Annotated in this window: 15 protein-coding genes; all 15 read left to right on the top strand. The window is 54.4% G+C overall.

The window, feature by feature from the left end; genetic code table 11:
• Window positions 1-68: 68 nt before the first annotated feature.
• Window positions 69-392 (top strand): flagellar hook-basal body complex protein FliE, encoded by a 324-nt coding sequence (gene fliE, locus CSQ89_RS02105; protein WP_099404542.1) that lies wholly within the window; start codon window positions 69-71, stop codon window positions 390-392.
• 13 nt (window positions 393-405) lie between these two features.
• Window positions 406-2,136 carry a flagellar basal-body MS-ring/collar protein FliF gene (gene fliF / locus CSQ89_RS02100; RefSeq protein ID WP_099404541.1) on the top strand — a complete coding sequence of 577 codons (1,731 nt, stop codon included), beginning with the start codon at window positions 406-408 and terminating at the stop codon, window positions 2,134-2,136.
• A gap of 176 nt (window positions 2,137-2,312) precedes the next feature.
• Window positions 2,313-3,314, top strand: coding sequence for a flagellar motor switch protein FliG (gene fliG / locus CSQ89_RS02095; protein WP_099404540.1), 1,002 nt, complete (start codon window positions 2,313-2,315; stop codon window positions 3,312-3,314).
• Window positions 3,315-3,328: 14 nt separating this feature from the next.
• The gene (locus CSQ89_RS02090; protein ID WP_099404539.1) at window positions 3,329-4,165 is read left to right on the top strand and encodes a flagellar assembly protein FliH; all 837 of its coding nucleotides are present in this window, start codon (window positions 3,329-3,331) and stop codon (window positions 4,163-4,165) included.
• 1 nt (window position 4,166) lies between these two features.
• Window positions 4,167-5,585, top strand: a complete 1,419-nt coding sequence (fliI, locus tag CSQ89_RS02085) for a flagellar protein export ATPase FliI (protein WP_099404538.1) — start codon at window positions 4,167-4,169, stop codon at window positions 5,583-5,585.
• A 41-nt stretch (window positions 5,586-5,626) separates the two neighbouring features.
• Window positions 5,627-6,073 carry a flagellar export protein FliJ gene (gene fliJ / locus CSQ89_RS02080; protein ID WP_099404537.1) on the top strand — a complete coding sequence of 149 codons (447 nt, stop codon included), beginning with the start codon at window positions 5,627-5,629 and terminating at the stop codon, window positions 6,071-6,073.
• A 284-nt stretch (window positions 6,074-6,357) separates the two neighbouring features.
• A complete protein-coding gene (locus CSQ89_RS02075) occupies window positions 6,358-7,509 on the top strand; it encodes a flagellar hook-length control protein FliK (protein ID WP_158228868.1) in 1,152 nt (383 codons plus the stop codon).
• Between the two features lie 334 nt (window positions 7,510-7,843).
• Window positions 7,844-8,419 carry a flagellar basal body-associated FliL family protein gene (locus tag CSQ89_RS02070; protein WP_099404535.1) on the top strand — a complete coding sequence of 192 codons (576 nt, stop codon included), beginning with the start codon at window positions 7,844-7,846 and terminating at the stop codon, window positions 8,417-8,419.
• A 36-nt stretch (window positions 8,420-8,455) separates the two neighbouring features.
• Window positions 8,456-9,475, top strand: a complete 1,020-nt coding sequence (gene fliM, locus CSQ89_RS02065) for a flagellar motor switch protein FliM (protein ID WP_099404534.1) — start codon at window positions 8,456-8,458, stop codon at window positions 9,473-9,475.
• Window positions 9,465-9,929: a flagellar motor switch protein FliN gene (fliN, locus tag CSQ89_RS02060; RefSeq protein ID WP_099404533.1), complete on the top strand. Its 465-nt coding sequence runs from the start codon at window positions 9,465-9,467 to the stop codon at window positions 9,927-9,929. The genes fliM and fliN overlap by 11 nt, the downstream gene beginning before the upstream one ends.
• Before the next feature lie 36 nt (window positions 9,930-9,965).
• Window positions 9,966-10,451: a flagellar biosynthetic protein FliO gene (fliO, locus tag CSQ89_RS02055; RefSeq protein ID WP_099404532.1), complete on the top strand. Its 486-nt coding sequence runs from the start codon at window positions 9,966-9,968 to the stop codon at window positions 10,449-10,451.
• Window positions 10,448-11,185 (top strand): flagellar type III secretion system pore protein FliP, encoded by a 738-nt coding sequence (gene fliP, locus CSQ89_RS02050; protein ID WP_099404531.1) that lies wholly within the window; start codon window positions 10,448-10,450, stop codon window positions 11,183-11,185. Before fliO ends, fliP begins: the two co-directional genes overlap by 4 nt.
• Before the next feature lie 10 nt (window positions 11,186-11,195).
• On the top strand, window positions 11,196-11,465 hold the full coding sequence (fliQ, locus tag CSQ89_RS02045; protein ID WP_099404530.1) for a flagellar biosynthesis protein FliQ: 270 nt from the start codon (window positions 11,196-11,198) through the stop codon (window positions 11,463-11,465).
• 15 nt (window positions 11,466-11,480) lie between these two features.
• Window positions 11,481-12,269 (top strand): flagellar biosynthetic protein FliR, encoded by a 789-nt coding sequence (fliR, locus tag CSQ89_RS02040; RefSeq protein WP_099404529.1) that lies wholly within the window; start codon window positions 11,481-11,483, stop codon window positions 12,267-12,269.
• Between the two features lie 547 nt (window positions 12,270-12,816).
• A partial coding sequence (locus CSQ89_RS02030; RefSeq protein ID WP_441302613.1) for a hypothetical protein occupies window positions 12,817-13,162 on the top strand: 346 nt, incomplete at its 3' end.

Raw genomic sequence — 13,162 nt, 5'->3', positions numbered from 1 at the left:
TGGCGTGCCAATTGCTTGCTATTGTCTAAGCGAGCCACATAAAATTTTACGTAGTTTCGAGGTGCATCATGAGTGCGCAAGGGATAGATAATCTTCTGGGAGAGTTGAAAGCCATGTCCGCCAAGGCGGCAGGCCATAACTCGTCTGCAGCAGACGCCTTGCCGGAAGGGGCTGACTTCGCGTCAGTGCTGAAATCATCACTGGATCAGGTCAACCAGATGCAGCTTGATTCACAAGTGAAGCAGCAGGCGTTCGAAACGGGCGACCCGAATGCCGACCTCCAAGATGTGATGGTCTCGTTGCAGAAGGCGAGCCTGTCTTTTCAGACTATGGTGCAAGTTCGTAACAAGCTGGTTTCTGCATACCAGGAAGTTATGAACATGCAGGTGTGATATCGCCTGATATATGGATGACGCGGTCCTTGCCGTTGAAAATCGAGAAGCATCACAGGGTGAGCGCCCCAATCTCATCCAGAGCTTCAATCAACTCCCCAACCCGCGCAAACTTCTGACTATCGTTATCGCGGCCGCCGTTCTGGCGGCTGCTGTCATTGGTGTGATGTGGGCGCGCGAGCCCGGTTATAAGATTCTATTTACCAATGTGTCTGACAAGGATGGCGGCCAGATCATCCAGTCGCTTCAGCAGCAGAACATCCCTTATAAGCTCGACGCCGGCGGCGTGATATCGGTCCCTGGCGATGTGGTGCATAACGTTCGTTTGCAATTGGCTTCCCAAGGGCTACCCAAGGGGGGCATGGTTGGTTTCGAACTGTTGGACAACCAGAAGTTCGGCATCAGCCAATTTGGGGAACAGGTTAATTATCAGCGTGCTGTCGAAGGGGAGCTTGCGCGCTCGATCGAATCGCTGTCTGCCGTCGCGTCTGCGCGCGTGCATCTGGCCATACCCAAGCAGACCGTTTACTTGCGGGAACAGCAAAAGCCGACCGCCTCGGTGTTGCTGACATTGCATCCGGGGCGGATGCTGGATGGCTCGCAGGCCGCTGGTATTGTCCATTTGGTCTCCAGCAGCGTGCCCGACTTGCCTATCAAGAATGTGACGATCGTCGACCAGAATGGCAATCTCCTATCGAATATGCCGGACTTCCTCGATGGTGGTAATGGTTCGCTGAATCAGCGCCAGATGATTTTGGTGCAGCAACAGGAAGAACTGCTTTCCAAGCGTATCCAGAAGATTCTTGAGCCGATTGTTGGCGCGGACAACGTCAAGGCAGAGGTGACGGTCCAGATGGATTTTTCGGAAGTTGAGCAAGCCTCCGAGCAATTCAAACCCAATTCTCCCCCCAATGCTTCCGCTATCCGTAGTGAGCAAAGCGCCGAAAACAGCGCCGGCGCTTCCTCGCAGGCTTCCGGCGTACCCGGTGCATTGTCAAATCAGCCACCCGGAGCTGCCAGTGCGCCCATTACCTTGCCAAATCCACCGGGGGCTGCTGCAGGGGCCGATGCCGGTGGCGGTAGTTCGCGCAAAGAATTGACGCGCAATTACGAGGTGGATAAGAAGATTGAGCATGTCAAACAACAGGTTGGCATCCTGAAACGCATCAACGCGGCTGTTGTGGTGAATTTCAAGCGGGTGCCACAGAAAGATGGCGGAATCAAGTCGGTACCGTTGACGCAGCCTGAAATCAATCAGATCACCAATCTGGTACAAGAGGCGGTGGGTTATAACAAGGATCGCGGCGACTCGGTAAAAGTAGTTAATGCCGCGTTTGCGGATCGACTATTGGATATTGCAGGCAAATCCTTCTTTGAGAAGCTGACCGAATACCTGATTGCGCATACGACTGACCTGATCAAGGTGATGTTGATTGCGTTGGTGTTGGTCTATCTCTTGTTTGGCGTTGTGCGCCCGATTCTGCGTGATGTGATCCGGCCGAATCGTGAACAGCGCGCTGCATTGGCGGGGCAGGATGGTGGGGTTGCGCTGACGGCCGAAGAGTTGGCGCAGTCCGAAGTTGAGGCGGAAGTGGTGGCGGAAGCCGAAGCCGGCGCTCATCTTGCTGCATTCAGTGAAATGATCCAACGTGCCAAGGAAATGGCGAAGGAAGATCCGCGTATGGTTGCCACGGTGATCCGTGAATGGCTGACAGCCGACCCCGCAGACCAGAAAGCCCAGTAAACGCCCGGATATCTAGCCGTGCACCCCCATTTACCTTCATCTCAGCCCGACCAGCTTGCCGCATTGTTAGAAGCGGCGCGTAAGGTGGTTCGGGAGAATCCCGCAGGGGCAGCTAATGTGTTGCGCAGTTGGGTTAAACAAGCCGGGCCGGCCGCCCGTGGTCGCTAGGAGCCTGCATGGCCAATAATGATGAAGCCATTCGCCGTAGCGCCATTCTCTTATTGAGCCTTGGCGAAGAAGCGGCGGTGGAGGTATTCAAATACCTAGGCCCGAAAGAGGTGCAGAAGATTGGCTTGGCGATGGCCAGCATGGATAACGTCACACGCGAACAGGTGGAAGAAGTTGTCGCAGAGTTCATGGCGTCAACGCAGAATCGTGCTAACTTTGGTGCGGCGGATGAGTATATCCGTTCGGTTTTGACCAAGGCATTGGGGTCGGACAAAGCTGCCAACCTGCTGGACCGGATTCTGCAGGGTGGCGACAACACGGGTATCGAGGCGCTGAAATGGATGGATTCGGTCGCTGTGGCTGAACTCATTAAAAACGAACACCCACAGATTATTGCGACCATATTGGTTCATTTGGAGCCTGACCAAGTCTCGGAAATTCTCAACCAGTTTGTCGAACGTCTGCGTAATGACGTATTGCTGCGGATTGCTACGCTGGAAGGTGTGCAGCCAACCGCTTTGCGTGAGCTGAATGATGTGCTGACGCAGTTGCTTTCAGGTGCCGATCGGGTCAAGAAATCAGCGATGGGTGGCGAGGGGATGGCGGCGGAGATTCTCAACTTCATGGGTGGCGTGGTCGAAGCTTCGGCGCTCAATGCGATACGCGAATACGACCCAGAACTTGCGCAGCGCATCCAGGACAAGATGTTCACCTTCGAAAACGTCATCGACATTGATGACCGTGGTATCCAGATGTTGCTGCGCGAGGTTTCGTCCGACTCCCTCATTATCGCGATGAAAGGCACCAGCGAGCTGCTGCGTAACAAGATATTCAAGAATATGTCGCAACGTGCTGCCGAGATGTTACGTGATGATTTCGAAGCCAAGGGGGCAGTCAAGGTATCGGATGTGGAAGCCGAGCAGCGTGAAATTCTCAAAGTGGTGCGCCGGCTGGCCGATGAGGGCCAGATCGCTATCGCCAAGGGCGGTGGTGAAGGCTTTGTCGAATAAATGATGAGCCTGCCATGAAAGCCTGGGGCAATAAAAAGATCATTCGGAGTGAAGATATCCCCGAACAAGGTTTTTCACCTTGGTCGTTCGACCAATTCAGTGGCTTTTCAGTACAGCGGCCGGATCGTCATTTATTCGAAGAGCCAAACTTAGATGAGCTGCATCCAGAGGCGGCGGTGGAAGCCGAAGCCACATTGGCGGAAGTTGATAATCCGTCGGATAGTCCAGTCGAAACCCTGTCTGAAGAGGACGAGCTGGCGGCGTTACGCGCAGCGGCACGTGCGGAAGGTTATCAGGCTGGTCATGCCGAAGGCCTTGAACAGGGACGTGCTGCCGGTGATGCCATAGGTCGGGAAAATGGTTATCAGGAAGGCATGGAGACGGGGCAAACCCATGGGCGTAGTGCAGCGGAAAGCGATGTAGTCCAGTTTCAGGCGCTATTGAGTGGGGTGGAGATAGCCGTGGCGAGTTATGAGGAGAAAATGGCCAAGCCTATCCTCGATATCGCCCTCGCGGTGGCAAGACAAGTGTTGCGGACAGCCGTACAGGTAGAGCCTGACCGGATACTGCTTGTAATCCGTGAGGCGCTGAATAGTCTGCCTGACCTGCAAGGCAATTTGAAGCTGGAACTGCACCCGGATGATCTCGCGCTGGTAAAGGCAATGCAGGCAACGGAAGCGTTGTCCGGCCAATGGCGTTTGGAGCCCAATCCGGAAATTGAGCGGGGAGGTTGTCTGATGAGCAGCGCCAATGTTGATCTGGATTTGACAATTACCACCCGCTGGCAGCGTATTGTTGAAGCGCTTGGGCGTAGCGATGTCAGTTTGGCGGACAACGAGCCCGAAAGTTGATATGGCCGCCCTTGAGGGACCGTCCGACACCTTGATGCGCTGGCAGGAATACGCTGAATCCTGTTTGAATACAGTAGAAAGCGTGCAGCCGTGGTTACCGCATGGCCGCCTGACCCGTGTAGCGGGTTTAGTGATGGAGGCAGTCGGGATCAAGCTGCCGGTGGGTGCGTCTTGCCAGATTGTCTTACCGAATGGTCACAGTGTTGAAGCGGAAGTGGTGGGCTTCAATGGAGACCGGTTGTTTTTGATGCCCGTAGCTGAGGTATACGGCCTGGAGCCTGGTGCATCGGTGGTGGCGTATGAAGATGTGGTTAATCGCGTACCTTACCTGCGGGGCTCGCTGTCTCAACAGCGCCGCATCGAGGACCATGGCCGACAAGTGGCCGTAGGGCCCCTTTTATTGGGACGGGTGTTGGATGGTCTGGGCCGCCCCTTGGATCGGTTGGGTACTTTGCAGGCCGAAAGTTACGTACCGTTATTCTCGCGGCCATTTAATCCACTGGACCGTGTTCCCGTCAGTAACGTACTTGATGTCGGAGTCCGCGCCATCAATGCATTGTTGACCGTTGGGCGGGGACAGCGTTTAGGGTTGTTTGCCGGTTCCGGCGTCGGTAAGAGCGTTTTGCTGGGGATGATGGCCCGTTACACCACGGCAGATGTGGTGGTGGTGGGGTTGATTGGGGAACGTGGCCGCGAAGTGAAAGATTTCATCGAGAATATCCTCGGTGAAGAAGGCCTCAGCCGCTCCGTGGTCGTGGCAGCGCCAGCCGATACGCCGCCGTTGCTGCGACTTCACGGTGCAGCTTATGCCACGGCGATCGCAGAGTATTACCGCGATCAGGGCCGGGATGTATTGCTGATCATGGATTCGCTGAGCCGTTATGCCATGGCGCAGCGGGAAATCGCGTTGGCGATTGGCGAACCGCCTGCCACCAAAGGTTACCCACCGTCAGTCTTTGCCAAGCTGCCGGCATTGGTCGAGCGTGCGGGAAATGGTCGAGAAGGTGGTGGCTCCATTACGGCTTTCTACACGGTGCTGTCAGAGGGTGATGATCAGCAGGATCCGATTGCTGACAATGCCCGCGCCATTCTTGATGGGCATATCGTGCTTAGCCGCCAGCTATCCGATGCAGGACACTACCCCGCCATTGATATCGAACAGTCGATCAGTCGGGTGATGACTGACATCATCGAACCGTATGAATATGATCAGGTCAGGCGATTCAAGCAACTCTATTCACGCTATCAGCGCAGCCGCGATCTGATCAACGTCGGCGCTTATGTCCGAGGGTCAGACCCATTGCTGGATGAGGCTATTGCCCGCATGCCCGCGATGGAAGCTTTTTTGCAGCAGGGTATCTTTGAGCGAGAGTCGTATGAGGGGGCTAGAATGCATTTGGCCGGACTCTTTTCCGCTTGATTCCGGAATACAAACCTCATCTACCTAGCTGGCGCTGACACATGGCCAAACCCTTTCAGTTTGCTTTCCTTTTGGCGCTTGCGATCGAAAAGCGAGAGGAAGCGGCACGTCTTATTAGCGTGGCGCTGAGTCGGCAACAGCAGATGCAGGAACGCCTTAACCAGGTGGAACAGTATCGAGAAGAATACCGACTGCGGCTTACCGACACCGCTACCCGCGGTATGCGTGTCCATCAATGGAATGACTTCCAGCTATTTCTGGCCAAGCTTGATACGGCAGTTGAGCAACAAGTGATGGAGCTGCAACGGAGCGACGCTCAGGTTGAGGCCGCCAAGCAAGCCTGGCTCGAGCGCGAAAAGGAAGTGAAAGCCTTTGAAACGCTGCACGAAAGGCATAACGCGCGCGAAGGCCGGCGCGAGGGGAAGCGTGAGCAGAACCTGTCAGATGAATCGGCTAGCAATATCCATCGCCGTGGTAGCCAGCAATAGCCATTCTTTGCCTCTATTAGAACCTATCTAAAGTTTCGCGAGCTAAGGCAAGATAAGGCGGAAACAGCCGAGGAAGCGACGTTTATATAGGGTAAATGCGCATTCTGAGGATGTTTTCAACGCCATATTGCCCATGCACAGCAGACGTTTGACAGATTCTTGGTTCGGTTGTCGGGTCAGTTCCCGTATGCATCTTCGCTGGCACCTTCCTTGCTGAATGTCGTCTGAGCCCGGCGAATTTTACCGGCACCACAGACCACATCGATTTCTCAAGGATGATTGTCATGGCTGTCGCCTCGAGCAGTAATAATCTGGTTGCTACTTTCTCCGCCCCCCCCGTAAAGCCCGGTGCCTATGCTGCGGATGGGGATCACGCCTTATTCAGCCATTCCCTGAACCAGCAAATTCAGAGCCGTAAGCCTGAGCAAACCAAACCGGAGCAGACCAAGCGGTCCTGCGAGGGAAGTCAGCCCTCTACGCAGACAGAGGGCGTGAAGGACCCTGAACAAGCGGCGGCCACCGATGCGGCTGATACCAAGGATGCCGATCAGACGGCGAGCCTGGATGAGAATGAGTCTGCCACCGGCGATGACGATGCGATCGCCGCCGAGCAAGCCCAGATGCAGGTGGCCGTAGCCGGGACGGCTGTCTTATTGGCGCAACTACAGGAATACGTTGACCGTGGCTTGGATACAGAACAAGCCAAGGCTGAGGCTGGCGATGACGCTTCGGTAAAGTGTGCAGGTTTGGCAAAGGCGTTGCTTGACGACAAGCAAGACAAAGCGGCGAGCGCGACGGATCTGACGGCGAAACTTGCCGTTGACCGGCAGGCACTGCCGACTGAGGCAGGTAAAGAAGACTTGCCGACGATCAATAATCAATTCTCACAGTTGCTCGAACGGAATACCCAAGTGGGCGAAGCCGGGGCTCGGCAGGTCAGCCAGAGCATGGTGCGTGTGGATACCAGCCGTAGTCAGCCTGGCGACCATAGTAAAGCCATGTATGCGGTGAATCAGCCCATAGGCAGCACAGGTTGGGACAGAGCGGTCGGACACAAAGTGGTAATGATGGTCAGCAACCAGCAGCAGGAAGTGGAAATGCAGCTGAATCCGCCACACCTTGGCCCGATGGAGGTCAAGCTCACCTTGAACCAGGATCAAGCCAGTTTGACGTTTGTTGTTGCGCAGACCCCAGTGCGGGACGCGTTACAAAACTCTATGCCCCGCTTGCAAGAGATGCTGGCAGAAAACGGTATACAGTTGGGCCAGGTAAACGTACAGACACGCAGCGATCAGGGCAATACGCCATCTGACCAGCAGGCTACCCAGTTCTCGCGTGGGAATGCACAGCCTCAGGTGAAGGAGGCGGTAAGTCCACCTGTGTGGCGATCAAGGGTAGTGACGGGCTTGCCAGGGAATGTGAACCTGTTTGTCTGAAGGAAGTGAAAGCTATGAACCTGTTCACGAGCAGGCGTCAGCAGGGTAAGGCGCAGCGCAGAAGCCGGAATGTACGTGGGTACATGAGGCTGCGAACTGCTTGGTGCAAAGCACCGTAGCAGTTCGGCGTCCCCATGCGGGTTCTTTCGAGCAGCACATGAGCCCGTGTCACGGCTGTGCAGCAAGATTGTAAACAGGTTCTAAGAGGGATGTGAAACCCGCACCGTTGTTTGGGTGTGCAGTGGGTTTGATTTATAACGCGGCTAGGTAAACGTGGTGCATTTGCCTATCCTACTTATACCTACATCGCTTTCTTTTTAAAGGACATCTTCTTATGGCAGAGGCCAAGAAACCCGCGCCGGCAGCGGAGGCAAGCGCTAGTGCACCCAAGGCGAAGAAAAACCTGGTTCTATATATTGTCATTGGGTTGCTGGTGGTGGTGATCCTGGTTGGTGGCGGCTTTGCTGCCTGGCTATTCATGACGATCTCGGCCAATCAGAATTTTGGTGAACAAGGCGCATCTGAATCACATTCGGATGGCGACAAGAAAGAAGAGAAAGAGAAAAAGAAGAAGGAAAAGAAAGATAAGAAAGAACATGGCGGCGCGCCGATCTTCGACAAGCTGGACACCTATACCGTGAATCTGCAAGGCGGTACGGTATTGCAGACCGAGATTCACGTTCAGGTTGCTGAAGAGGCGCAAAAGGAAGTGGTCAAGAGTTATCTGCCGCGTATCAGCAGCCAGGTTAATTTGTTGCTCAGTTCCAAAAAGCCCGAAGAGGTTTCGACGTTGGAAGGCAAGGTTGCATTGATGGCTGAGTTGAAACAGACCATCAATAAAGTGCTGGATGCCAAGGAAGATGAGGACGGCGTAATGAGCGTCGAGTTCAAATCCTTTATCGTTCAGTAGTTATTAGCGCTACACAGGCAGGGCGAGGCGCAAATCATGTCCGACGATATACTGTCCCAGGAAGAGGTCGATGCTCTCCTGCGCGGGGTCACTGGTGAGGATGACGATGCTGATGAGGGAATGGAATCCTCCAGCATCCGCTCCTACGACATTGGTCGCCAGGAACGTATCGTTCGTGGTCGTATGCCGACCCTGGAGGTCATCAACGAGCGTTTCGCCCGTAATCTGCGCATTGGTATATTCAATTTCATGCGGCGTTCTGCCGAAATTTCAGTTGGCCCGGTGCGGGTGCAGAAGTACAGCGAGTTCATTCGCAATCTGGTGGTGCCTACCAACCTGAACCTCATCCACATGAAGCCGCTGCGGGGTACGGGTCTGTTTATCTTTGATCCGGACCTAGTTTTCCTGGTCGTGGACAATATGTTTGGCTCCGACGGCCGTTATCACGTGCGCGTGGAAGGGCGTGATTTCACACCGACCGAGCAGCGCATTATCCAGCGCCTGCTCGAAGTGGTCATGGAGGAATACCGCAAATCCTGGGAGCCGGTGTTCAAGACGGAGTTCAGCTACGTTCGTTCAGAAATGAATACCCAATTTGCCAATATCGCCACACCGACCGAGGTAGTGGTGGCCTTCACTTTCAAGATCGAGCTGGGTACCGGTGGGGGTGACTTCCATGTCTGCTTCCCTTATTCGATGATCGAGCCCTTGCGCGACTTGCTCTATAGCTCAATGCAGGCCGACCGAATGGAGTCTGATAATCGTTGGGTGAAATTACTTTCAAGCGAAATCCAGAATTCGGATGTCGATCTGATCGCCAACCTGGGTACTGCTCAGATTACGCTTCGGGATATCCTGGACTTAAAAGCAGGGGACGTTATCGGGATCAACATCCCTGAAACCATTGTCGCCGAGGTGGATGGGGTACCTTTGATCCAAGGTTACTACGGCACACTGAATGGTCAGTATGCCCTCAAGGTGGATAAGATCATATCGACGCCGGATAGCCAGAAACTCGATGAAGAGCCGGTGAAGGGATTGAACGATGAGCAATGAAGAAGAACAAGGTCTGGATGACTGGGCTGCCGCTTTAGCGGAGCAACAGACCGCCGATGAGGCTGCCGCCGCAGCAGCAGCAGCGACGGAGACAGAGCAAACTGCCGCAGCAGCGCCAACAAGCATGCAGAACGTTGCGCCAGCGGATATTTTCCGCCGCTTCGAAAACCAGTCGGACAAACCTTCAGGCCCATCCGGTATCGACATGATTCTCGATATCCCGGTGACGATGACCGTGGAACTCGGGCGTACCAAGATCGCGATTCGTAGTTTGCTGCAGTTGGCGCAAGGTTCAGTGGTCGAGCTGGATGGCTTGGCCGGGGAGCCGATGGATGTATTGGTAAACGGTACCTTGATCGCCCAGGGTGAAGTGGTGGTTGTGAACGATAAATTTGGTATCCGTCTTACCGACATCATCACCCCTGCAGAACGTATCCGCCGCCTGCATAAATAGGCTGTTCAAACAATAATCCGGAGCCGATCCGCCTCGATGCGAACGTTACCCTTTCTTACCCTCGTCTTATCCCTGTCGACTTCTGTTTATAGTTTCGCCACTGAATCCGTACCGCAATCCGCTCAATCAACTTCAGCTGCCGGGCCTGCTTTCATCAGTTTTGCCCAGGTCTTTCTGGCATTGGCTGTGGTGCTTGCCGCTATTTTTGGGACAGCTTGGCTGGCCCGGCGCTTTACACCCGGCCAGCTTGGGGGGGTAAGCCAGCTGCGTGTTGTTAGCGGCGTTATGGTTGGTGCCAAGGAGCGAGTAGTTATTGTTGAATTGGCGGATACCTGGCTGGTGCTTGGGGTGACTTCGGCGCAGGTATCTATGCTGCATTCGTTACCTAAACCAACCGATATGGAAGTAGGGGGGGCTATACCCAATTCTTTTGCAGAGCGTTTGGCCGTGGTGTTGAAGGCACGCAAGGGAGCCAAAGGAAAAGCTGAAGGTGACCCTGTTACGCCGCCGGAGCGTCCATGAGCCGTCGTTCCGTACTGATGGCGGCGGTGTTATTGGCGCTACCTGTATGGGCGGCGGATCCCGGTTTGCCATTGCTTACCAGTCAGCCGAGTGGTGGTGGACAGAGTTATTCTCTAACGCTTCAGACGTTGTTGTTCCTGACGAGCCTGACTTTTTTGCCCGCAATACTCTTGATGATGACGGCGTTTACCCGGATCGTTATCGTGCTGTCCCTGATGCGACAAGCTTTGGGCACGATGCAGGCCCCACCCAATCAGGTCATTGTCGGGCTATCACTATTTTTGACGATGTTTGTCATGTCGCCGGTGCTGGACAAAATTTGGGCTGATGCGTACCTGCCTTATAGCCTAGATAAGATCAATTTTAATCAAGCGATTGAACGTGGCGCGCAGCCTTTGAAGCAATTCATGCTCAAGCAAACCCGGCAGAAGGATTTGGCGTTCTTTATTGAAATATCCCAGAGCGCACGTCCAGCAGGTCCCGAAGATGTCAGCCTGAAGGTTTTGGTGCCAGCCTTTGTTACGAGTGAGCTAAAGACGGCATTCCAAATTGCCTTTCTGGTCATGATTCCATTCTTGATTATCGACATGGTGGTGGCTAGCGTACTGATGGCCATGGGCATGATGATGGTCAGCCCGGTGACCATTTCCCTGCCCTTCAAGATCATCCTTTTTGTACTGGTTGATGGTTGGACATTACTAATAGGTTCCTTGGTGCAAAGCTTCTACGTATAGGAGAGCGAGCATGTCACCAGAAATGGTCATTACGATTATTCAAAGAGCTTTTGAGGTCTTGATTCTGGTTGGAGGACCAATGCTCTTGGCTGGTTTGATTGTTGGGTTGCTCATTAGTGTTTTCCAGGCCGCGACGCAGATCAATGAAGCCACGTTGTCATTCATTCCGAAGCTGTTGATTACTTTTTTGGTTGCAGTCCTGGCAGGGCCCTGGATGCTCTCTATCCTGATGGATTACACCGTGCGGTTATACCAATCGATACCCAGCATGATTGGTTAAAGCAGATGGTCTGCCATGTTCACTGTTAGCGACGCTCAGATACAAGCATGGCTGGGCCTGTTGCTGTGGCCGCTCTTTCGTATCCTGGGCATTTTCGCTACCGACCCGTTCTATGCCAGTCGTGCTATCCCGAATCGGGTACGGATCATTCTGGCAGTGATGCTAACTTTGCTGGTTGCGCCGGTTTTACCGCAGATGCCGACTATTTCCCCCATCTCTCCCCTCGGCATACTTATCCTTGTGCAGCAGGTTGTGATTGGCATGGCAATAGGTTTCACCATGCGCCTGGTGTTCGCTTCTGTGGAAATGGCAGGCCACTTGGCAGGCTTACAAATGGGATTGGGCTTCGCAAGTTTTTATGATCCGCAGCATGGAACGAACACTGTCGTCGTTGCGCAGTTCGCCAGCCTGTTGACGCTTTTACTCTTTCTTGCGATGAATGGACACTTGCTAGTTCTCGAAACCGTTGTTCGTAGTTTTGTACTCCTGCCCGTATCGCCAGAGCCCTTGAAGGCCGCAGCGCTTAAGCTGCTGGTGGATGCCGGTGCACAGATATTCTTCTTGGGTGTTCTGCTTTCCATGCCAGTTCTAGGCGCGTTGCTGATTACCAATTTGTCGATTGGCATCATGTCCCGAGCAGCACCGCAGTTCAATGTATTCGCAGTAGGTTTCCCGCTGACCCTAGGAATGGGTCTTGCCGCATTGTACTTCTCGCTACCTCAGTTTCCCCCTCATATCCATCGACTCATCGATGAGGCGACCCGCTTGGCTTACCGCATCGCCAGAACTTTTGTAAGCGGGTAATTGTTTGCGTCTGGATGGGACTAAAGTCGGTGAGTAAGTAGTTTTGCTGGATTTAATAGCCTCCAAGCGGCAAGGAAAGAAAAACTAGCAATATAAGTTTAGTGATCAGCCTCGCGTAAGCGATGCTGCGCTATCTAAGGCCCCGCTCCGGGGCGTTATTCATGTGCGCCCAGCATGGGCGCACTCCTGCGGGTGGAAGTCCCGCCGTAAGTTGATCACAGCGAACGAAGTGAAGCGCAACTGCGTGAGGGCGACCGAGCGTGGGAAGGAAGCGTGGATCGTAAACCGCGAGCCGATGGACAAGAACCGGATAGAAGGCGCTGCCGAGCAGGGCGAGCGGGCATGACTCCGCGAAGCTCTCGTGATCAAGGCAAGGCGGCGTAAATCCGGCGGTTGTGCGGTGAAGGAGTGCGTTCTTACCTGGGGAGATCTCGCCTTATGCCTGAAAGGGCGACGGTTTTTTTTTAGCCGGAGCGAGAAGTCAGCAGAAGCCATAGTAGCTGCCAGTCTGGAGCGAAGGGCTGAACGAGAAGGAGAGTCTGTTTCCATGCTGCTTGGTGGTGCAAGGCATCAGAAGCCGGGGCGATCTGGGCGAACTGCTGGCGGGCGAGGTGAAGCCAAGCCTAAAGCAGTGCGTGATGAAGCACGACTGGCGCAGCAAGGGCAAGACGGCTCAGGGCCGGGGCTGCTGGAACGGGCCCTGGCGCGGGAGAACCTGATACAAGCGTGGAAGCGCGTCAAAGCGAACGGCGGTAGCGCTGGTGTAGATGGTCTGGACATAGAAGCCACCAAGGGCATGCTGCAAATGGCATGGCCGCAGGTACGGGATCAGTTGCTGAACGGGAGCTATCGGCCACTGCCGGTGCGCCGGGTTCAGATACCGAAACCGGACG

Source organism: Chitinimonas sp. BJB300 (genome assembly GCF_002735695.1).
In the GTDB taxonomy this organism is placed as follows: Bacteria; Pseudomonadota; Gammaproteobacteria; order Burkholderiales; family Chitinimonadaceae; genus Chitinimonas.
This window is presented reverse-complemented; position numbering and strand designations above follow the sequence as displayed.